The organism is Scytonema sp. PRP1, assembly GCF_036697665.2.
Taxonomy (GTDB): domain Bacteria; phylum Cyanobacteriota; class Cyanobacteriia; order Cyanobacteriales; family Nostocaceae; genus Kalymmatonema; species Kalymmatonema gypsitolerans.
On the sequence record NZ_JBAHYJ020000037.1, the window covers coordinates 1 to 22,160 of the forward strand.

A 22,160-nucleotide genomic window follows, 5' to 3' on the forward strand; every position below is an offset into this window, starting at 1 on the left:
AAGAAGCTATAACAGAATCTGAATTAAGATCTCGATTAGAGCTTGATACTAGCGGACAATTAAAGGAAGCTTTGGATTTTTTGTTGATTGACCGAGCTATATTAGCAGAAAAAGTTGGTAAAGCTGCTTTAGAGCGATTTCCTGAATTAAGTAAAAATGAGGATCTTGTTAAACGTTTTTACTTTGAAATTGAGCAATATTTAGAGCTCATTTACACCTCTATACTAACTCAAAGGACAAATTTGTTGCGCGTGCCAAGTATACGCCAGATGTTGCCTAGCCATAAAGTTTATACGGGAGCTTTGGATATTCTCAAAAGTAAGATACCTTTTGACTTAAATGAAATGGCAAGACATACTATTGAACAGCGAATAGACTACTTAAAACAAAGAATTACTTAGTAATTTTAAGTATCTACATAACAAAATAGCTTTAGTGCTCTTAAATTTGACGTGAGCGAAGGATACTATCGCTTACCTCAATATTTCTTTCCGTTGTGTTTAATTGCAATATCTTTTCTTTTACAATGTCCAGTTTTTGTTGGTCTACTCCCAACTTCCAAAGCTCATCTTTCAGTCTTATTTTTTCCCTAACGAGGCGTTCGTGTTCATCACGCAGTTCATCATCAGACAACGAGCGGTAATCCATTTTGAAAATCTGGTGTACGTAAGTTTTACTACAGTAATACCAGCTAGCTAGTAATAATCCGGATAGAAACATGAGGGCTGTTGTTTCTTGATTATTTCTTAGCAGTGTGGCTCTGCTGATCAAATACAGCACATTGCAGGTTTATGAGGTACAGTAACAGCAGTTTGTAAACCAGTTTCGTAAATGTTTGGGATTGAACAAATCGAGTGCAGTTGCAATCAGAGTATCAACCATTTTTGTTGTGGTTGGAGCGAACTGACGTAAAAAAGCTTTGAGTTGTGACCACCAATGCTCAATTGGATTAAAATCAGGGGAATAAGGGGACAAGTGTAGAACACTGGCACCAGTTGATTGAATTAAAGTCTCAATTGAAGAGATCTTGTGGGCAGGAACATTATCCATGACCACAACTGCACCTTGCCATAATTGTGGAACCAAGCATTCTTTGATAAAAACTTCAAAGGCATTTCCATCCATCGAGCCATTCAAAGTCATTACTGCTAAAACTTTTGTTAGGCTTAGCGCTCCAATGACTGTTACCTTTGCTCCTCGGTAAAATGGTTTCAAGTCATAGACTCGACTTCCATAAGGGCTGCGAGCATTTGTGCGTGCTAACCCAAGTAAAACGCCCATTTCATCTAAAAATACCAAGTTTTCAGGGTCTATATGTTTGACTTTTTCCCAATACTCACTTCTGAGTTTTTGGACTCTTTGCGTCGCACCTTGGCTACTGCGTAACGTCTTTTTTTTAGTGTCAGTTGCTCTCGTTGCAATGAACGGCACATGGTACTAGTACTTACCCACTTATCATAGGTTTGTCCCCAATACTCACAGTACTCAGACAAGGTTGCATCTGGGTATTTTTCCACCATCGCTCGCTGCCAGCTGGGTTTCATATCCATACAGTTCACCCTTCATTCCTCCACCCTGTTGTTTTGGTTCAACATGACCTTGAGTTTTCTTCATCTCAAGCAATCTTTGTACAAAACTTTTACTTACATCGAATCTGGAAGCTAATTTTCTAATTGAAGTGTTTCCTTGCTCATAAGCTTTGATTAATTTTTCTCTAAAGTCGATGGAATAGGCTTTCATGTGACCTGTTGATGTACTGACCTTCAGAGTACTCTATCTACCTGCAATCTGCTGTAAATCAATTGAAGGTAAGCATTTTTAATATTCTTTACAAATCGTCCCCGTCAGGCAATTATCTCGGCATGAACTTTAGTCGGCTGGTTTTTTTTGTTTTAGCCTTGTTCTAAAACAAATACCCGAAAAATAGGCTTAAAAACCTTGCCCAGTAAAGGTTTGAACTTTAAAACAAAAACCTCCACATCCCCCGATAAAACACCCGTATCCCCGGACAATCCATTTTTGAAATCCTTACTGCTGGATAGGTCAGCTTGAGCATTAGTACTTAACATTTCCCAATTACCTGCTGATTATCACCTGTGGTTGGCTGGTTTTCTGTTTTAGTCTTGTTTTAAAAAAAATAATTCAAAAAATTGGCTTAAAAGCTTTGCTATATATGGCTTTGAGCTTTAAAACAAAACCATCCGTATCCCCGGATGAAAACACCCGTATCCCCGGATGAAAACACCCGTATCCCCGGATAATCTATTTTAAAAACCCCTACTACATAAGACTTTCAGCCCTTTAAAACAGCCAGGAGTAAAGATCAATAGATCAGGTCGCAAAACCCGTTTTTGTAGATCTGGCATGATTTGGCAATGTTATATACATTTCGCCAATTCAAGATGAATTGCTGCATTTGCTCCGGTACAAACCAGAAAAACGCACTAGGACTTGATGTCAGAAACTTCAAAAGCGCAAAACGGGTGGAAAAACCGAAGTATAAGCAACACCCGCCTTTTGGGCTACCCCAGCATCAAGGAGGAAGGCAATGAACATCCTTCCTCCAACACATATCTCAACTCAGCACTGGGAAGAGTGGGTCATCAAAAGCGGTGTCCATCCTGAAATCACCGCTTTGAACGTCATTTCCTTATCTGGCGCTAGAATTTACGATTACCTGCTCTACTCGCCATTCATTGAGCGCCGCAACAGCGGGAGAATCACCGACTCCTATTTAAAGCGCTATCGACCATTGGAGAATGGCGGCTGGTGGTGCGGTGGCGGGATTGACCCGATGACTTGGGAAGAGATGCTCTGGGGTCAGTTCAAGCCGGATACCCCTCGCTTACAGTCGGAGAAAGGTAAAGAATTTAAGGGATTTGGTCAACCGCCGAAGCTAGTCAAATATGAACCCCCGCCAAAAACTGACCTGAGAGCATATTTCCTGCGTGTCCCTAATGAAATTTGGGATCATGTTGCCAAGCGCTACAAAATCAAGCGATATGATTCTCCCCTAGCGCTACGGCTTTTGGATAGACGTAAGCTTCGGAACTTTTGGGAATGGGTGTACTTGCACCCGGAAATTCCCATTATTATCACCGAGGGGGCGAAAAAGGCAGGGGCGTTGTTGAGTGCTGGCCATGTGGCGATCGCACTCCCTGGTATTTCTTCCGGTATCAGAAGCTCACAAGACCCAATAACAGGTCATACCCTCAATCGCCATCTTATCCCCGAACTACAGAAATTCGCCGCCCCCGGGCGCGAAATTTACTTCTGTTTTGACAATGACCCAAAACCCACCACAAAGGCGAATGTAGATTTATCAATCCAGCGCACAGGCGGATTAATAGCACAAGCTGGATGCAATGTCAAGGTCATCACCTTAATCGGCGACCATAAGGGAGTTGATGATTTCATCGTCGCCAACGGCGCAAAAGCCTTTGAAAGCCTCTACAAGGCTGCTGTCAGCTTGGAGGTGTATACAGCCTCTTTGCTGTGGCAACTGACCTACAAGGCGACGCTGAGGCTAAATCAGCGCTATTTAGGAGATATCCCCTTCCCCTTGTCCGGTTTTGCTTGTATCAAGTCTCCCAAAGGAACGGGCAAAACTCAAGCGCTGGACAAGTTAATTACCGAAGCCCAGAGAGAAGGTAGAAAAATCCTAGTGATTACGCACCGCATCCAGCTGGGACGGGCGATTTGCGATCGCCTGGGGCTAGATTGGATTGAGGATGTCCACTCAAGCCAGACTAAGGGCTTATTAGGCTTTGGAGTTTGCATTGACTCCGTACATCCCCTCAGCCAAGCTCACTTTAACCCCAAAAACTGGGCAGGAGCAATTGTGGTACTCGATGAAGTCGAGCAAGTAATATGGCACTTGCTCAACAGCTCCACTTGCTACGAGAAGCGTGTATCAATTCTTGAAACCTTCCAGCAGCTAATGGGCTTTGTTGCATCTACCGGAGGATTGATTATTGCTCAAGATGCAGACTTAAGTGACCTGAGTATTGATTTTATCAGAGGGGTGATAAAGCGGGAATCTGAGATTGATTTGCAGCCGTGGGTGGTTGTCAACTCCTGGCAACCAGAAGAAGAGATTCGTTGGAACGTAACCATCTACAAATCAACAAATGCCGCACCTGTGCTCACTCAGATCAAGCGATCGCTCACTACTTCACCCAAAGCGATTATGATTCACTGTGATGGTCAAAAAGCGAGAAGCAAATGGGGAACCAAGAATCTGGAATCCTGGGCAAGAGAAAACTTTCCCGACGAGACAATTCTCAGAATTGACTCAGAAAGCGTCGCTGACCCCACTCACCCAGCCTATGGTTGCGTTGAGAAAATTAATGAAATTGTCACGCAGTATAGGATTATAATAGCCTCACCCAGTATTGGGACTGGAGTGTCAATTGATGTCAAAGGGCATTTCCAAAAGGTGTTTCTCATTTCTCAAGGGGTTTGCCCCGAATCGGAAACACGGCAAGCTCTGGCGCGGCTGCGAGAGCCAGTTCCTCGCTTCATTTGGGCGCGGGGGTATGGCTTAGGTAAAATTGGCAACGGTAGCCCTAACTACAAAGCGTTGCTGACCTCAACTTTCAAAGTCGTCAAAGCTAACATCCGGTTACTCAAAGATTTTGATTTTGACATCGACGCCGCCACTGAACCTGTAGCAACCGCGACTTGGGCAAAGATGGCATCGCGGATTAATGCTTCCAGCTTCAGATTCCGCGATAGTTTGTATCAGGGATTAGTTGCTGAGGGACACCGGGTGACTGTAGTTGATTCCGACGACGAAAAGGAGGACAAAGATAACTCAGACCAACTCAAAACTTGCTGCGACACCAATCAATCGGCAGAAAACCAAGCAGTAGAGATAGTGGACCTTCCCACAGAACGCAAGTATTTGGAACTCAAGGAAAAACGAAACAAAACCCCGTCTGAGGTGTTGCAAGTACGAAAATACGAACTCAAGCAACGCTATGGGGTAGAGGTGACAGCAGACTTAAAACAAAAAGACGATTCTGAGTGGTATCCCAAAATCCGGCTGCATTACCTTTTGACCCATGATCCCGAGTTTGTCCAGCTGCGAGACCGCCGGCATTTCGAGGGACATATTGAGCGGGGGAATGGACGGGTGTGCCTCTGGGATATTAAAGGCTACTTGCCCAAAGTGGAAGCCCTCAAGGTGCTAAATATTGGTCAATGGTTTGACCCAAAACGGGAACTCAGTAGCCATGATCCAGACCTCATCGCCTGGGCAGATTTGGTAAAACGATTCGCCCCCGAACTCAACGATTTGGGGCTAGGAAGCTTTGATGAAACACTTTATCCTATCCAAGTGCTACAGATTGTGCTGTCTAACCTTGGCATGGAATTAGAGAAGTTGGAGCGGCGGCGGGTAGCAGGTGAGAAAAATCCTGTGCGTTTTTACCGCTACAAAAAACCGTGGGACGGCAGGGCGGAGATTTTTGCAGCTTGGGAGCAACGAGATATTTTAGCGGGTTTATCTAAGCCACAGCATTCTGCTAGTCCACAAGATGTGACTGTGCCACCCCCCAAAATTTGTGACACCCCCGAATATATAGAGATAAATACAATTGGGGGTGTCACAGAAAATGAGCCTCCTGCGGAAAGTTCGGGGGATGATTTTTCAAGGGATACTAGTGTTACAGATTTAGACAACGATTCATCCCGAACAGTATCACCGCCTCCACAACCTCCTCAAGACAAGAATGAGAGCACTGCTTGAAGAAAGCGATTGCCCTTTGGGCAGTGCGCTCCGCGCAATCGCGCCCTCGTTCTGGACGGTCTAAAAACAGGTAATGCGTTCCACCTGGAATCGTCACGGTTTCAACACGCGGCGCATTCACACCATACAAGCTATTGAGCATCACTAAATGACTCACTTTCTCGTTGTTGCTCCCCGTGTACATACCCGCCCAATGTCCGCCCGTTGCCCAACCGACCAGCGCAACTTTCTGTCCCTGTTCGCGTTGCCGAATCCAGTCCACAACATTAAATCTTAACACTCTAACCAAGTGGTAAAAATATGACTCAATTTATCACTTCTCAAATTTTGGTTGCCTACGCTCATTGTCCTTACAAAGCATTTCTAATAATGTCTGCGAAGCAGTCGGGAGAATTACATGAGTATGAGCAAATTATTGAGCAAAAGAAGTATAAAATAAAAACTAAGTATATTGATATGCTTCAGAAAGAAATTCAAAATATACAACAATATGACCAAAAACACATTAATAATGGTATCGATTGTTTGATTAACGCTCAGTTAAAGGCTGGTATATTAATTGCTAACTGTAGCATTCTCAAAAAAGTATCGTATGAATCAGCCTTGGGTAAATTCAGTTATGAACCAATAATTTTTCTAGGAACACACCAGATTAATGAAATAGCTAAACTAGAACTATTCTTCATTGGATATGTGCTTGCACAAGTTCAAGGATGCCTACCGAAGACAGGTAAAATCATAACTGTAGATGGGAAGTCCCATAGTGTCAATTTGAGGAATTGCGATTTCAATCTCAATCCTATACTTGAGCCATTGCAAGAATGGACTACGGGCTTGTCGTCAGAACCACCACCCATGAATTTGAACAAGCATTGTTCAATATGCCAATTTAAGGTGCAATGTCGAACTAAAGCGGAACAAGATGAGCACCTCAGCCTGCTTGATGGTGTTACCCCCAAAGTTATTCAAAGATATGAGAAAAAGGGGATTTTTACTGTCAAGCAACTTTCCTATCTATTCAAACCACAGAAACGTAAAAAGCGAAACAAAAATCAATTTGATAACACTTATAAATTAGAGTTAAAAGCGTTAGCTATCAGAACAGGAAAAATATATCTTCAGGACTTACCAGCAATATGTCGGCAAACAACAGAATTATTTTTGGATATTGAAGGTGTTCCTGACCAAAACTTTTACTACTTGATTGGGTTATTAGTTTGTCAATCAAATACAACAAAATTCTACTCTTTTTGGGCTAATACTGTTGAGGAAGAAAAGCAGATATGGCAACAGATGTTAACAATAGCTAATCAATACTCTGATGCTCCCATTTATCATTATGGTAGTTATGAACCCCGTGCCTTGTCCAAACTAACAAAACGATATGGAGCCGATAGTTGCACTCTCATTCAACGGTTGGTCAATGTTAACGGTTATATTCACGGCAAGATCTATTTTCCAGTTTACTCAAATACGTTGAAGGAGATTGGTCATTTTATTGGAGCAACATGGACATCGTCTGTTGCATCTGGTCTTCAGAGCCTTGTATGGCGACATTCTTGGGAAGAAACGGGTGAAGTTCGATACAAAAATTGCTTACTCACCTACAATGCTGAAGACTGTCATGCTTTAAAGTTGCTAGTGGATGAACTTTCTAAAATAAAAACTTCGGCTGATACTTTATCTGAAGTAGAGTTTGCTGAGGAACATAAAAAACAAAAAACTCAAATATCTATTGAAGTTTCTAGCCAATTTGAGACCATGTTGAAATTTGCTCATATGGGCTATGATAAAAATAAAATAAATTTTAGACAGGATACAAATGAAATTAGTAATGAAGAAGAAAAGAAAAAGCGTGGTATAAAAAAGGGGTATGAAGGTCAGAGGAGAATTAATCCTAGAGCAACTAAAATACTCCAAGTTCCTGCCGCAGAGAATTGTCCAATTTGCAACAATATTTCCCTGAAAATTACAGCAAAACTGACTACAAGACTCATTATTGATTTAGTTTTAACCAAGAATGGTGTTAGAAAAACAATTATAAAATATTTAGGTAACAAAGGTTATTGCCCGAAATGCTGCAAGTTTTATAATCCACCAACTATTTCTAGATATGGACATTCGCAGCTTTACGGACATGGGTTTAAGGCTTGGTTAATCTACCATCGAGTAGCTATGCGCTTACCATATGAAAGCATTAGCGAAATGATGCAAGAGCAGTTTGGTGAAAAAATACTTGCAGGCTCGATAGTAACCTTTATTAAGGATTTTGCACAGTATTATTCTGAAACAGAAAAATATATAATTCAGTCTTTATTAAAAAGTCCTGTAATTCATGTGGATGAAACAACAATTAATATCAAAGGATTTAACTGGTATGGATGGGTTTTCACAAATGAAAAATATGTAGTATTCAAACTTAGTGAGACTAGGGAAGCAACAATTGTACATGAGCTATTATCTGGATATACAGGTATCCTTGTGTCAGATTTTTATGCTGGCTATGATTCAGTCCAATGCAGACAACAAAAGTGTTGGGTTCATCTCATCCGGGATCTTAATGATGACCTTAGAGAAACACCATTTGACACTGAATATGAAACATTTGTGTTAGAGGTAAAAAACTTAATCATTCCAATTATGGAAACCATACAAAAATGTGGTTTAAAAAAGATAATCTTAAATAAGTTTCAAAAAGAAGTTGAGCATTTTTACAAAAGAGTTATTACTGACAAGTATTATAGATCTCATCTAGTGATCAAATATCAAAAGCGATTTAACAGATATCGAGATAGTCTATTTAGATTTCTAGAAGAAGATGAAATTCCCTGGCATAACAATGTAGCTGAAAGAGCTATTAGACATCTTGCAATACAACGAGATGTATCATCATCTCCTTTTCACGAGTCAGCTACTCGGAATTACTTAGTACTGCTCAGTATTCAGCAAACCTGCCGTTTTCAGGGACAATCATTTTTTAAGTTTCTATTTTCTGGAGATACAGATATTGAAAAGTTCAAAACTCATAAGCGTTAGCTCTGATGTTTGCAAAAAAAAATCAACATTCTACAAATAGCAAAGCATTTTTAGTTTCAGAGAATGTCTATGCTGTAGAAAGTTTACACGACATAATAATGCTTATTAAATAAGCGTTGTAGATGTTATGTAATACATAAATGTTAACGGCAGCGCGAACATACTCAAAAAAGTAGAGGCACAGCTAGGACTCTACCTCTCGGCGATCACCCTATAATCCCCGTCATTCATGGCGGGGAGAGGTCAATTCCAACTTGCACTTCCAATAATTTTTGCATCTGTATCATCTAAATAAAACTCATAAACTGGCTGTCCCGATACTTCACAGCGCAACGGCTCAATGATTTTAGTAAAAGGATTCCATACCAGCGTGACCTCTCTTTTCGCTTTCTTCCTTTGCAACGTACAATTAATATGTACTGTGGGTAAATGTAGAATCATTGCACTGTAAAGATTCGCTTGAACTTTAAGAGCATAACGTTCTCTGATATCTGCAAGTTTCCTCTCCAACTCGCGAAGAGTTGCTTCTATCCGTGCTAACTCTTTTTCTTTCTCATCACCGCTCAAACCTTTGTATTCAATCTTGGCAGCAATCTCTGCGCTAATAGTGCCATAATAATTCTTCAGTCTTTCTTCATCCCTGGCTAAAGCTCGATATAACTTTGCTTGCCAATTTTCTAATTCTGCTTGTATTAACGACCCAGATGTTTTCTCAATAATGGCAGATAATTCCGACTCTGACATTTTCTGAGGTAGGGAATTATCATCCACAGGAATTTTATCTGATTCCCAAAATAAAGCATCGCCAATGTCTACAGGCGTCACTCCTGTTAATTCATTAATAATAAATGACACCATCCCAATTCTTTTCTCATCCGCCTCTGCTGTGTAAGCGACATTACACAAGATATAACGGGTCATTTCTGGTTTGGCATCAACAAAGCGAATCAAACCATTGTGAGGTACAATGTTTTGTGATATTAATTTGTCAAAACCACTAGTTTTGAGATAACCATCATATTTCACCCCCAAAGCAGCCACGCTTCCTAAATCAGCCAGAATTTCTGAGAATCTATTGAGGAGTTCTGAATTATAGCTGACAAATTGACTATTGGGAGTATCGATTGCCGTGCTAAAAGTCGTTTCTTCTTCTATTTTTAAAGCTGTTGCTATTTCTTCTGGTAACAGCACATTTAGAGTTTTTTCATCTACTAATTCTGCTACTCCATCATAGGTAGAAATGATTGTTTCTAGAGTTCTGATAATTGGATCTTCCACCGTTTGCATACACTGCACGAATTGTCAAATATGAGTTATTATCCAGGAAATAGGGATTTGTCGGCTGACTAATAAATATTTAATTTCTTAAGCTTCAAAATCTTCTCCAAATATCTGCTCATCCAGTTCTTGAGTTTCTCGATATTTATCTTTAGCTTTGAGCAAATCATCCGCCAGTTTCTCAAAAGCCGTATTTATCTCATCATTAGATTGATGCTTCAGCCAAATATCCATCACGACCTCGCTGAAATCAAATTCATCATCCACGTTCCCCAATATTGTTTCTATTTCCCCCACCACCAGTTCAAACATATTGATTTTATCGTGTAATATCCGCAGGATATATTCTTCGATACTGTCTTTGAGACAAAAGTTGAAAATAAAGACATCCTGCGTTTGTCCGATGCGGTGAATCCTCCCAATCCGTTGTTCAATCTTCATCGGGTTCCAAGGTAAGTCATAATTGACTATAGCGTTCGCAAATTGAATATTACGTCCTTCTCCCCCGTCTCCGATGCTAGTAAAACTGGAACGCTATCCCGAAAAGCTTCAATTGATGCATCTTTTTGTTTTAATGACATATCCCCTAAAAATTCAGCAAACTCAATACCAGCTTCGGTAAATGTTTTAGCTAAATATGCAGATGTGGCTTTGTGGGTGGTAAATACTATGGTTTTTTGAGATGATTTTTTTAGTAGGTCTACTAAGGAACGTGCTTTTTCTACTTGTTTAATTTGCGCCGCACGTCGAGTTAATGTTTTCAGTTCGTCACTAGGTAATCTTTTAGAGAGATTTTTCAAAGATTCAACCAAAGCATTAACGCTGGAACCTGCACGCATTAACAAACTAGTACGGGAAAACTTGTCGAGGTGTTCTGAATGTTCCCGTAAAAAGTTGCTTAAATCTTGATAGAGTTTCCGTTCGCTTTCAGTTGGAGTGACAGTGATGGTGGTGGCGAAGCGTTTGGGTAATTGCACATCAACTAAAGAACGAGTGTTGCGGATCATCACTTCCCGCATCAGACTTCGCAGTTTTTCTGGGTTTTTGGGAATTCGTCCGTTTTTCGAGGAAACGTACTCTCGCTTGAAGTCTGCTTCAGTTTTGAGTAAACCCGGTTTTAACAGAGTCAGAAGATTAAATAGTTCCACCAAAGAGTTTTGTACTGGTGTGGCGGTGAGCATTAACATAAATCTTTTATTTAAGGCGTTGACGAGTTTCCAGTTGAGTGTATTGCGGTTTTTCAGGTGATGCGCTTCGTCTACGACAACCAAATCCCAGTTACGTGAAGTGACTAGGGGATAGTGTTTGGCTGATTTAGCGGTGTTGAGAGATGCTACGATTCTCTGATTAGCTGTCCAAAATTCTTCGGGGTTTTGTTGTCTGCTGTCATCATCAGTGGTGATAGAGGAAATGCCAAATTTTGAAGCTAATTCTCCTTGCCATTGGGAGACGAGGGAAGCTGGGGTCAGCACCAGTATCGATTGAACCATCCCTCTTGCTAAGTATTCGCTGAGAATGAGTCCTGCTTCGATGGTTTTACCCAATCCAACTTCATCGGCGAGTAAGGCGCGTCCTCCAAATTGTCGCAAGACTTTTCTGGCAGTTTCGATTTGATACCAATGTTTGTCGATGGTGGTGAGGGAAGGGAGGCAAACTAATTGGTCATAGTCTGCCATTAATGATAATTTGAAGAGCGAGTTGCGAGCATTGTAGTATTTGATATCATCATGTTGCCGCCCTTTTAAGGCTGTCAGTGCTTGCGTTGGGTTGAATGTGAAACTGTAGAAGTTATCCATTCTTTGTGGTTGGTGTAACGTCGAGCGGATGTTTTGACTACTTGTCGCAGTTTATTCTCCGTCATTCCTACGCCAAGCGTGGTTTGTTAGTCAAGTTTTTTAATAAAAGTTGGCATTTCGCCGAGATCCGTGTATTGTCGGCAATAAGGGGTAAAAACCCTTACTATATATAGGTTTTAGCAATTTTTATAAGCACGGCTGGCTGAAAACCCCTTGCCTTCCGAACAAATGAGCGCAAGCGTTGTTTAGACGAGCCTTGGGAGTGTCAACCAACCCCCTCTTTTTTTCGCTCTTTGTTATTGAGTTGCACTCGCTTGCTCGTCCACTGCAGCAAGTACGCGCTTGAAAGCTTTAGTCAGAACACCGACTTCTTCTTCACTCAGGTGAGTTGCGAAGTATTTTGCAATTCCTTGAGAGTACACACACCACATCCGCTGCTGCATAGCAAGCCCTGCTTCCGTTAGGACAGCACTAGCTCCTCGGCGATCGCTCTTGCAACGCTCTCGATAAATCAGTCCAGCTGCTTCCAAACGGTCAACTAATCGCGTCATGTTGCTACGGCTGATGAGAACTGCTTGAGCCAGTTCATGCAGGCGGAGCTTATGTTCTGGTGCTTCTTTAAGTGCGAAGAGCACATCATACCACTCAAGTGGCGGTAACTCTGCTTGTGCTAATTCCTGCTCAATCAAGTCAATGACCCTAGTATGCACCGTTAGGAAAGCTCGCCAAGCTGTATTACTGGCTGCATCAAGGTTTGTCGTCCGACGTAAATTCATATTCAAGGAAAATTATAAAGTTTTGTAAAGGTTACAGATGAAATAGTTGCAAATGCAATAAAATACTTTTACACTGAAATTAGTTGCAAATGCAATTAACTCTATTGTAACAAATGCAAATGCAACAAAAAGCGAAGGAAAGTTTGTTTTGGTGACCGCTCGACTAGGAATAGCCCGTACCTCTCAACTAGGAGTAGCCCCAGAAATGTTAGCAATGCAAAAATCGAACAAAGGAACGCAACACCTCGTCAACACGTTGGGTCTTGCTGCTGTGATTTCAGCATCTACCCTGTGGGCGATCGCAGCAAACGTTGCCAGCGGCTTGTTCTCAATTGGCTTGAACCCTTTGGATTTAGCTGGAGCAAGTGCGCTGATTGCAACCTTAGGGTTAACTCTACTCAATACTCTCTTAGGACGTGGTGGTACCAAAACGATAAGTAAACAACAGTTTGTCCTCGGCATTGTGTTTGCTCTGTTCGTTGGGGCTGATTACATCGCCATTGCCAAGCTTCCAGTCGCAGTTGCCATTGTCCTCATCTTTAACGCACCAACGATTGTGGTGCTGTGGACAGCGATCGCGAATCGGCGTTTCCCTTCACCGAAAGTGATGCTGGCGCTAGTTCTATCAGTTATTGGCGTGCTACTCGTTTCAGAATTGCGAAGAGGGGATATGGCACAGTTCAACAGTTTTGGAATACTTATAGGGTTGGCAACAGCAGCGTTCTTTGCCGTCTACACTCTCTTGAGTGAGAAGGTGAGCGTTGAGGGGAGCACACCAATAGAAGTTATGCAGCAAATCTTTTCTATTGCCAGTTTATTCTGGGTCGCTTACCTATTCACTCAAGGAATGCCAACTCAACTGCTAGAACCAACCAATTTTCCCAAAGTTCTCTACATGGGTATCGCGGGTAATTTGCTTCCCTACTTACTCTATTTATGGGGTATCCAACGCGTACAAGCCCAACGTGCAGTCATCATCGCTACTATTGAACCCGTCATTGCAGCAGTATTGGCATGGTTTTGGTTTGGGCAAACACTGACAGCAATGCAAATCATCGGTGGCGGACTTATCTTAGTGGCAATCACTTCATTACAACTGACAAAATCCAAGGCTCAGAATTAATTGCAACAGTCCGTCAACTACTTATAAAAGAAGCAAAGCAGTATCTCAGGTAGAAGGTTAGCTATTAGCGTGAGTTATCAACTACAACAGACTGTTTTTGATTGTCTATGTATAAATACGGATAGCCTTGCAACCAGAGGCAGTGACAAAAGTCAAGCAAGTTCGGAAATACAACAGTATGGCAGCACAACTCGTGTTGGGATAACCGTATTCGCCTTCATCGAACAGTTGTTGAGAACTGGCGAAAGTCATTGCAATAAGAACAATCTTGATTGAGAACAGTTATGCTTAATACCACAGTCAATCATCCAAACAATGCTTTAACAAGCTCTAACGATAAACAACAAAAGAGTTTTGGCTTAATCAAAACTTTGATTAACGGTGTGTGGTACAACGACATCTCTGACACACCCGAGTTGCTTCATATGCGCCAGCAGGAAAAGCAACATTGGTTTCGCAATTGGGTAACAGCCGATGGCTCATCGGGATTTTTGGCACAAGCCGGACGTTACCACCTCTACGTCAGCTATGCTTGTCCTTGGGCACATCGAACAATTCTGTATCGGCAACTGAAGGGATTGCAGAATGTGATTTCGATGTCAGTAGTACATCCCCGTTGGGCTGGAGCAAACGGCTGGGAGTTTGGTGACACACCGATAAGCACTGTGGATCATGTCGCAAACAGACGTTACCTCTACGAAGTTTATCAGGCAGCAAAACCAGACTTTACAGGCAAAGTGACGGTTCCAGTCCTGTGGGACAAGAAAACGAAGACTATTGTCAACAACGAATCTGGCGAAATTATTCGGATGTTAAATTCCGCCTTCGATGCTTGGGGAGATGCTTCTGTCAATTTTTACCCGGATAACCTGCGTTCGGAAATCGAAACAATGAACGCATTCGTACTCGACAAGGTTTGCAATGGCGTGTACAAGGCAGGGTTTGCCAGTACTCAAGAAGCTTATGACAAAGCAGTTCAAGAGCTATTTCAGGCGCTAGATACGCTCTTAGAACGTTTATCTCAACAACTCTACCTGTTGGGCGATCGCATTACGGAGAGTGACTTGCATCTATTCTGTACGCTTTGTCGCTTTGATGCTGTCTACTATGGTGCTCTCAAATGTAATCTCAAACGCTTGATTGATTACCCAGCTCTGTCTGCATATACTCAGCGCATCTACAATCTGCCATCTGTAGCAGCGACTGTGAAGATGGACCATATCAAACAGCACTACTATGATGACTTGAAGGCTGGAAATCCGGCAATTGTGCCAGTTGGACCTGCAATTGATTTCCGCAACAAATAGGAATGCAGTTTGGCAGCAGTAGGGGTGTCTGGTGCTGGGGTATACACGACAAGTCGCCAATTAGCAGTGCCATGTAATTGCATCGTCACAGAATCTAACGATAGCCTTCCGACAATGGGATGGTCGAGTTCTTTGCGCCAATCCATTGGACGAGTGACATCATGACTACTCCACCACTGGCGAAACTCTGGGCTGACACGCTGGAGCGCTGCCACTAACTCCATCCACTCTCTTGTTCCAACTCGCTGCCCATAGTCTGCCCGAAACTGAACGAGCAAGCAACGAGCGAATGCTTCCCAGTCTACTAAGAGCCGACGCATAGCTGGATCTGTGTACACCAGCCACATAAGATTGCGCTCTTGAATCGGCTTTGTATCAAAGTCACCAAACACTAAGCTCGCGGCTTGGTTCCAGGCAAGCAGGTTCCAACATGGCTCAACAATGTAAGCAGGATTCTCCCCTAAACTGTCTAATACCTGCTGCATAGGAGCCGTGACCAATGTGGTAGAGGGCGGCTCAAGCGGTGGTGATTGCCCAGCAAGTAAGAACAGATGCTCCCGCTCGTACTGATCTAGTCGCAGCGCTTGAGCAATTTGTTCAATCGTTTGAGGTGAGACATTCACGGGACGTGCCTGCTCCAACCAGGTGTACCAGGTCACGCCGATATTGGCTAGCTCTGCAACTTCTTCTCGACGCAGCCCTGGAACACGACGGCGCGAGCCTTGCGGGAGTCCAACCTGCGTGGGTGAGAGCCGGGAGCGACGAGTACGAAGGAAATCGGCTAGCTCAGTACGCCGTTGTTGGTCATCCATCGTTCAGCACCCGCTTGTTGCTCTTAGGGTATTAGTTCTACTACTAGTATAGTCAAACTCTGGTACTACTATGAATGCTCTATCACACTAGTAACAGAGGAAAGAACTTGAGAGTTCAAATCCAAGGAGGAGCAAGCAATGAAACTATTCCTAACGGGTGCTACTGGTTATATCGGTGGTTCAGTTGCCGCAAAGCTGCTTAGTGCAGGACATCAGGTTGTCGGACTTGTGCGTTCACAAGCAAAAGCCGCAACACTGCAAGAGTTTGGCATTGAACCCCTCATTGGTTCTCTTGCAGACCAGGAGTTGCTGATTGAAGCAGCCCGTAATGCTGACGGAGTGATTAATGCTGCCGACTCCGATAACCGCTCTGTCGTAGCAACAATTCTGTCAGTTCTTGAAGGAACAGGCAAACCGTTTATCCAGACCAGTGGTTCTAGCATTGTGGGTGACAAAGCGGGGGGTGAACCGAGCGATAGCGAAGCGCTGCTGCTTTCAGCAGATCGCATCTTTGATGAAGATACTCCCTTACTTCCTGTGCCTGAGAAAGTCAACCGTGTTGCCATTGACCAAATGGTGATTGATGCAGCACAACGAGGCGTGCGCTCAATCGTATTGTGCAATAGCCTCATCTATGGTCAGGGACTCGGTTTAAAGCCGGATAGTATTCAAGTGCCGTTACTCATCAATCAAGCTAAAAAGAGCGGCATTGCCCGATACATCGGTAGAGGGTTAAACATTTGGTCTACCGTCCACATTAGTGATGTCGCAGATCTCTATTTATTGGCACTAGAGCGCGCAAGGGCAGGTTCCTTTTTCTTCGTTGAAAACGGAGAGGCAAAGTTTAAAGATATTGTCGAAGCAATCAGTCAACAGCTTGGTCTAGGCGGAAAAGCACAGAGTTGGTCTATTGAAGAGGCAATTGCAGAATGGGGATTTGAGCCGGCTGTCTTCGCCTTAGGCTCAAATAGCCGCGTCAGGGCAACCAAAGCTCGCAAGCTGTTGGGCTGGAACCCTAAAGAACCAGCATTACTGGATGGCGTAAAGCAAGAGTTAGTGTCACCAGGTGCCAAGTGGTTGAAAACATTGGTATGATTGGCTTTTAGCTATTCTCTTTCAAAGCACACGCTCATTTTACACAGTTCCGGTTTCTACCAGTGTCGGAACATTTCTCCCACAAGGCGCGAGCGTCTTGATGAATTTTTGGCATCAAAATCAGGAGAGACAAGGATAAGTTCCAAAACAAAAAATAAAATCGGAACGAGAGTATCTCTGCGTGGCACTTCATGACAGACTCTCTAGCATTACGCCTGGATGCTGCGACACCTGCAAGACACGGAGGTGCTGGAAAGTCTGTCACGCTCGTCGTATATGTTGACCAAATTCTTTCAACGTTTCTCGGAGGCATCCGTTTGGGCGATTGGGCGAAGCCCAGTGCCCTTCGGGCAATCGCTCAAAAGAATGATTCCTTCTGTGGCTTAGATAAAAAAGGTCGGGTGTTATTATTCGACCCCCTAGAACCACAATTGGCAATGGCGGCAATTGACCAAGTTTACACCATTTACGACCAACGTCGTCGAGTACCGGAACATCGTCGCCACGAGTTTGACAATCAACCAGTCAGGTTAATTTTAGCTGATTGGCACTCCGTCTACGAAACAGTTAAGGATGAGCAGTGGTTTGGGCCCTACCTCAAGAAAATTTCAACCATTATTACAGTTGGTAGAGAACTAAATGTTTGCCTGATTATCGACACTCAATCGTTTAATTTAGCCGCCTTGGGTATAGGTGACAGCAATATTAGGAAGAACCTCTATATCATCGCTCAAGGTAATTATAACGTCGAGCCAGACGGCACGGTTAATGATAGCTATGGCGTTTTATATAACCTCATTAGCAACGCCAAGATTGTGGAAGATGCAGCACTGCGTTCCTCATTAAAAGAAAGATTCAACGAACTAAAACCACAATCCAAGCAGTTAGGACAACCGCTAATATTTATCTCAGTTGACCCCATGCAATTGGATATTCTGCCTGATATCACCAGCTACAAACCAGGAGTCAAACCAGCCATTCAACTTGATACAGTTAGTCCGGAATATCTTGATAATCTACTCAGGCTGGAATTCGATATTGATGTATCCACGACTAGTATAAATAGTCCGCTTAATCAAACAACCAATCATCGGGTTGATGAAAATGCTAGTGATGACAATCAAGCAAGCCCAGATATCAAACTAACCGAGATTCAAACCAAACTGGTTGATTATCTCAAGGGGAAAGGTGCAAAAACTCCACGTCAAATTAAACAGAATGCAGGTAGTAAATTCAAGGGCGTATCGGAAGTACAAATACGCGAAGAACTTAAGCTACTTGTGCAAAAAGAAAAAGTCATTTGTATAGGTGAAGATAGTTACAGATTAGTCGATTAGGTTGGACTGTTGGTTGGGTTGGATAAATTGTACTTTTTGGGCAATATATGCACTCTTACCCAACACATCCAAAACCAACCTACATACCCAAAAGCATTGATATATAGAGATTACAGTATCCAACACAAATCCAACACTTCACTCAAGCACCAACACAAATCCAACTTCTAAGTAGTAACGTAAGTTGCTAGTTAGTGGTTCTCAACGGTATCATAATGATACTATAGTAACTATTTTAAGTATTGGCAAGTACTTAAGTTTTAAATTTTGTACTTAGAAAGAGGCGTTTTTTGATAACTAGCAACTTGGGTTAGTAGATAATCCAACAACAAATATTCGTTATATATCTCCAAAATAAAACTAAATTTAATTATCACCAATGGCTCAATTAATTGATAAAATAGTTTTTACTTATGAACACAAATGTATTAATATTATTAACTATATCCAAGAAGATTCCCAATATTCAATTTGAATGACGCGCTTTATACATGACAAATTCGCCAAGGACTATCTGGAAGAATTACTAAAAGATTACGGAGAAGTCAAGCCATCGGAAAAAGTTTCAGGAGAGATTAAAGAAATAGATGTTTTCTTCACTCCTTCTAAACAGCAAAGCTCTAATTTACAAGTGCTAGGATTGCTAGGAAGATTTGCTGAACATCCTGCGATAATAGAACCATTCCGCAATCCAGCTTCTACCGATGAAATATGCGACTGTATTCTAAAATTATTAGAAGTAAAGGCTCTCGTGCGACGAGAGGCTAAGGCAAATAAAACCAAACTTCAGGAGTCAGAAATTCCCAAATTGTGGGTTCTTACACCTACCGTATCTGAAACTAGATTGTCTAGCTTTGGAACTATTCAAAAAGAAGGTTGGTTGTCGGGAGTACATTTTCTGCCAGATGCCTTGCGGACAGTAATTGTGGCGATACACCAACTACCGCAAACACCGGAGACGTTGTGGTTGAGGCTTTTGGGTAGGGGAAGTGTGCAGTCACAAGCGATTGTCGAGTTGCAAGCGTTACCATTAAATCATCCATACCAGAAAGCAACACTCGAATTAGTTTACAACTTGCGCGAAAACTTGAGAGTCAATCAAGAATTAGAAGAAGATGATAGGGAGTTAATTATGCGACTAGAACCACTTTATCAAAGAGATAGGGAACAAGCTATACAAGAAGGAAATAAACAAGGAGAACAACGTTTAATTATACGTCAACTCAATCGCCGTATTGGGGAAATTAATGCATCATTAATCGAGCGAGTTCAAGGATTATCGATTGAACAATTAGAGAATTTAGGAGAAGCATTACTAGACTTTTCTACTGTTGCTGATTTAGAAACTTGGTTAAACCAACAATAAGGATAACTGATTATCAGTAGATTAATTTACAACAAAGTCGGGGATAACCTCTCCGACTTGTTCAAACAGAATCCGTTAACTTACCGGATGATACAGTCCCGTATCCTGATTAAACTCCCACCCTATACCCGATGTATCCTTGCGCTTGCACCATGCCACAAAAAGCGGTGGTTGTAGGTTAATTCGCTCGGAGCGTACAGTTTCTACACTTACACCAAGTCTTGAAGCTAAATTTTCTTCCGTTAGCGGTTGGATTCGAGGAGTTTGCCCTTGATAATATGAATTGTTGTAGTACGATTTATTCCGCCGCCTCGGTTGGTTGTTGAGATGATTTTGAATTTGAATAATCGCCTCGGCGAATTGTGCCATCCGATTTGTAATCGCCTCAATTTTTTGTTCTAAATCGACGAGATTATGGATTGAAGGTGTTTCTTTGCTATTAGATTCGCCTGACAACTGTGACTCTAGGTTATCAAGTCGTGAGCAAATAGCTAATATCGTTTGATTCGTAGAGTTGGCGCTTCTACTGTTACTGTCCAACGCCAGTATTAATTCATCCAAAGAGTGAAGTAACTCGCTTGTTCGTCCTTGTCGGTGCAGGCGGGATAACTCCCTAACCGCTGGAATTAGGGGAGTGGGTACGCGGATCATCTCGCTAGGTTTGTTCTCGTTAAGCATAGTGATATCGCAATTGATAGCAACAGCTATCGATATCAAGTAGATAGCATTGCTATCAACATATCAGGGATTGGATGCTTAGGCACAAATCCGTTCGGGAATCGCCCGTCGTGTTTTGGGTCTTTCACCCCGCAGGGGAGCTTGCTACGTTGTGTAGACTTTTGGAATTATTAACGCATAGCGCGGGCAGTATATTCACGGCGCTGTCGTAGAATAGAAAAGCTTCCTGTAACTGCCCTTCCAGGAAGTTATATGTTTATGGTCGAGTAAATATTTTTTTGATATGGATGTTCCGAGTGTTGAGGTCAGCTCCGTAGAAATTCTTGCGGACGATGGTCTAAAGACGGTAACTAAGAATACTAGTCAGCAAGTGACTCCGGAGTTGGTGGAGGAGGTAATACGTTCGTATTATTACCGCACTCCTGCTGTCGGCAATGATGAGCAGTTAATCTTGGCTTGGGCGGGAAGTCAAAACCGCGAGCAGACTAAGCGGAAATACTATCGCTTTGGTCAAAAATTACTCGATTGGGTACGTAATGAAGGCATACCCGATTTAAGATTAATTCAGCAACCAAAGTTACTGGAATTTATTGCCTCTTGGGGCGAGGTTTCCCCTTATACTAAATCTAACCAAGTTCTGATGCTGCGTTCGCTGTGGAGTTATGGCAGCAGCGAGAGTATTGGCTATTTTTTAAGGAATATTGCAAGTAGTATAAATTACGATAACTTTAGCGATTTACCTAAATCCGAGCGGTATCTGGAAGATTGGGAGATGGCGAAGCTGGCTTATGCTGCGAAACAGTTGGGGGAGTTGCATTGGTTGGTTTTTAATTTGCTTTTTTACAGTGGTATGCGGGTTGGGGAGGTTGGACGGGTGACGGTTCCAGGCGACGAACCGGGTAAACCCAAGGAAGACTACCCCGGTCTTTATTGGCACAACTTTAAATGGCAGCCCGACCCGACGTCGGATGACAGGCACCGGGGGTACTATACGATTAAGTTTCGGGGGAAGGGCGGTAAGTATCGGGAGATTGGCTTAGACCACGAGACATCATTGCTGTTTAAGAAGTATAGGGGTACGGCTCCGGATAAAGCACCGGTGTTTCCCAATGTGTCGCCGAATCCAAATAAGAGGGGGCTACCGTTGAGCGAACGGGCTATTAAAAAATTAATTGAAGAGATTTCTCTTGTGGCGAAGGTGAAGTTTTCCTGTCACTGGTTGCGGCATTCCCATGCAACACGAGCGGTGGAGCATAAACCGCTGTTTGAAGTGCAAGACCAGTTGGGGCATAGTAAAACAGATACGACAAAGGCATATGTGCGTCCTAAGAAGGATGCGGGTACGGGTACGGTGTTGCCGAGGTTTTGATTGATTGACCCAAATGTATCAAATAACGGGTACGTCATATAGGAATCCTGTTTGATTATTGAAAAGATTTTGACCTATAACCCTTGTCAAACAAGCTTTTGAGTCTCAGTATGCTTTCAAAATTCAAATCGGAGTCTCATAGCACAATCACTGCGGTTGGCTTTGATGCTTGCTTACTGCATACCTTCCAGGATCTGTTGAATCAGAAAGCGGGCGCTTCTGTGGAATGAGATTAAGAAGGATAAGGAACTGGTTGCTGCTTTGGCGCAGGCGGTTTCTAGGCTTGAAGGCTGTATTTCTCAACTGATGGGTAGTTCGGAATTTGAGGGGGAGGAGAATTCCGACGGCGATAGCGATTGGATATTTGGGGAATGCTCCCGTGGGTACTGGGGATGCGGAGGGTTTTTGATATTATTATCCAGACTCGCCTCGGTT

At 42.7% G+C, this 22,160-nt stretch carries 20 protein-coding genes and 1 pseudogene; 9 read left to right on the plus strand and 12 right to left on the minus strand.

Going from position 1 to position 22,160, the window contains the following annotated elements; genetic code table 11:
- Positions 1-401, plus strand: a 401-nt coding sequence (locus tag V5G28_RS07095) for a hypothetical protein (protein ID WP_336229962.1), incomplete at its 5' end; no start/stop codon positions are given.
- A gap of 40 nt (positions 402-441) precedes the next feature.
- On the opposite strand, the gene V5G28_RS07100 is transcribed toward V5G28_RS07095, so the two are convergent.
- The 4 genes from V5G28_RS07100 to V5G28_RS07115 form a co-directional block, all read right to left on the minus strand.
- Positions 442-648, minus strand: coding sequence for a hypothetical protein (locus V5G28_RS07100; protein WP_336229963.1), 207 nt, complete (start codon positions 646-648; stop codon positions 442-444).
- Between the two features lie 141 nt (positions 649-789).
- Positions 790-1,431, minus strand: a complete 642-nt coding sequence (locus V5G28_RS07105) for an IS630 family transposase (protein ID WP_336229964.1) — start codon at positions 1,429-1,431, stop codon at positions 790-792.
- 54 nt (positions 1,432-1,485) lie between these two features.
- Positions 1,486-1,740, minus strand: coding sequence for a FeoC-like transcriptional regulator (locus tag V5G28_RS07110; protein WP_336229965.1), 255 nt, complete (start codon positions 1,738-1,740; stop codon positions 1,486-1,488).
- A gap of 152 nt (positions 1,741-1,892) precedes the next feature.
- Positions 1,893-2,069: a hypothetical protein gene (locus tag V5G28_RS07115; protein ID WP_336229966.1), complete on the minus strand. Its 177-nt coding sequence runs from the start codon at positions 2,067-2,069 to the stop codon at positions 1,893-1,895.
- Positions 2,070-2,548: 479 nt separating this feature from the next.
- Between V5G28_RS07115 and V5G28_RS07120 the strand changes: the two genes are divergently transcribed.
- Positions 2,549-5,752 (plus strand): plasmid replication protein, CyRepA1 family, encoded by a 3,204-nt coding sequence (locus V5G28_RS07120; RefSeq protein ID WP_336229967.1) that lies wholly within the window; start codon positions 2,549-2,551, stop codon positions 5,750-5,752.
- On the opposite strand, the gene V5G28_RS07125 is transcribed toward V5G28_RS07120, so the two are convergent.
- Complete coding sequence (locus tag V5G28_RS07125; protein ID WP_071599780.1) at positions 5,670-6,032, minus strand: hypothetical protein; 363 nt, start codon at positions 6,030-6,032, stop codon at positions 5,670-5,672. The two genes, V5G28_RS07120 and V5G28_RS07125, sit on opposite strands and share 83 nt — an antisense overlap.
- A 20-nt stretch (positions 6,033-6,052) precedes the next feature.
- On the opposite strand from V5G28_RS07125, the gene tnpC reads away from it, so the two are divergent.
- The gene (gene tnpC, locus V5G28_RS07130) at positions 6,053-8,788 is read left to right on the plus strand and encodes an IS66 family transposase (protein WP_336229968.1); all 2,736 of its coding nucleotides are present in this window, start codon (positions 6,053-6,055) and stop codon (positions 8,786-8,788) included.
- Between the two features lie 243 nt (positions 8,789-9,031).
- On the opposite strand, the gene V5G28_RS07135 is transcribed toward tnpC, so the two are convergent.
- From V5G28_RS07135 to V5G28_RS07150, 4 genes and pseudogenes are all read right to left on the minus strand, one after another.
- Complete coding sequence (locus V5G28_RS07135; RefSeq protein ID WP_336229969.1) at positions 9,032-10,075, minus strand: hypothetical protein; 1,044 nt, start codon at positions 10,073-10,075, stop codon at positions 9,032-9,034.
- Between the two features lie 78 nt (positions 10,076-10,153).
- Positions 10,154-10,507 (minus strand): hypothetical protein, encoded by a 354-nt coding sequence (locus tag V5G28_RS07140; RefSeq protein ID WP_336229971.1) that lies wholly within the window; start codon positions 10,505-10,507, stop codon positions 10,154-10,156.
- Between the two features lie 18 nt (positions 10,508-10,525).
- Positions 10,526-11,862, minus strand: a pseudogene (locus tag V5G28_RS07145) (DEAD/DEAH box helicase); the annotation flags it as partial.
- Positions 11,863-12,158: 296 nt separating this feature from the next.
- The gene (locus V5G28_RS07150) at positions 12,159-12,638 is read right to left on the minus strand and encodes a MarR family winged helix-turn-helix transcriptional regulator (protein ID WP_336229975.1); all 480 of its coding nucleotides are present in this window, start codon (positions 12,636-12,638) and stop codon (positions 12,159-12,161) included.
- 151 nt (positions 12,639-12,789) lie between these two features.
- Here V5G28_RS07150 and V5G28_RS07155 point away from each other — a divergent pair, with 151 nt between their 5' ends.
- Positions 12,790-13,761, plus strand: a complete 972-nt coding sequence (locus tag V5G28_RS07155) for an EamA family transporter (RefSeq protein WP_336229977.1) — start codon at positions 12,790-12,792, stop codon at positions 13,759-13,761.
- A 105-nt stretch (positions 13,762-13,866) separates the two neighbouring features.
- On the opposite strand, the gene V5G28_RS07160 is transcribed toward V5G28_RS07155, so the two are convergent.
- Entirely contained in the window at positions 13,867-14,013 is a 147-nt protein-coding gene (locus V5G28_RS07160; protein WP_336229978.1) for a hypothetical protein, read from the minus strand.
- Between the two features lie 32 nt (positions 14,014-14,045).
- Here V5G28_RS07160 and V5G28_RS07165 point away from each other — a divergent pair, with 32 nt between their 5' ends.
- Complete coding sequence (locus V5G28_RS07165; protein ID WP_336229979.1) at positions 14,046-15,068, plus strand: glutathione S-transferase family protein; 1,023 nt, start codon at positions 14,046-14,048, stop codon at positions 15,066-15,068.
- On the opposite strand, the gene V5G28_RS07170 is transcribed toward V5G28_RS07165, so the two are convergent.
- A complete protein-coding gene (locus V5G28_RS07170; RefSeq protein ID WP_336229980.1) occupies positions 14,996-15,880 on the minus strand; it encodes a helix-turn-helix transcriptional regulator in 885 nt (294 codons plus the stop codon). The genes V5G28_RS07165 and V5G28_RS07170 overlap by 73 nt on opposite strands.
- 138 nt (positions 15,881-16,018) lie before the next feature.
- Here V5G28_RS07170 and V5G28_RS07175 point away from each other — a divergent pair, with 138 nt between their 5' ends.
- The 3 genes from V5G28_RS07175 to V5G28_RS07185 all read left to right on the plus strand — a co-directional run bounded on the left by V5G28_RS07175 (position 16,019) and on the right by V5G28_RS07185 (position 19,678).
- Entirely contained in the window at positions 16,019-16,975 is a 957-nt protein-coding gene (locus tag V5G28_RS07175; protein WP_336229981.1) for an NAD-dependent epimerase/dehydratase family protein, read from the plus strand.
- 191 nt (positions 16,976-17,166) lie between these two features.
- The gene (locus tag V5G28_RS07180) at positions 17,167-18,312 is read left to right on the plus strand and encodes a hypothetical protein (protein ID WP_336229983.1); all 1,146 of its coding nucleotides are present in this window, start codon (positions 17,167-17,169) and stop codon (positions 18,310-18,312) included.
- 475 nt (positions 18,313-18,787) lie between these two features.
- The gene (locus V5G28_RS07185; RefSeq protein ID WP_336229985.1) at positions 18,788-19,678 is read left to right on the plus strand and encodes a DUF4351 domain-containing protein; all 891 of its coding nucleotides are present in this window, start codon (positions 18,788-18,790) and stop codon (positions 19,676-19,678) included.
- Positions 19,679-19,753: 75 nt separating this feature from the next.
- Here V5G28_RS07185 and V5G28_RS07190 read toward each other — a convergent pair whose 3' ends face one another.
- Positions 19,754-20,356, minus strand: coding sequence for a hypothetical protein (locus tag V5G28_RS07190; RefSeq protein ID WP_336229986.1), 603 nt, complete (start codon positions 20,354-20,356; stop codon positions 19,754-19,756).
- Positions 20,357-20,639: 283 nt separating this feature from the next.
- On the opposite strand from V5G28_RS07190, the gene V5G28_RS07195 reads away from it, so the two are divergent.
- Positions 20,640-21,725: a tyrosine-type recombinase/integrase gene (locus V5G28_RS07195; protein WP_336229988.1), complete on the plus strand. Its 1,086-nt coding sequence runs from the start codon at positions 20,640-20,642 to the stop codon at positions 21,723-21,725.
- Positions 21,726-22,160: the final 435 nt, after the last annotated feature.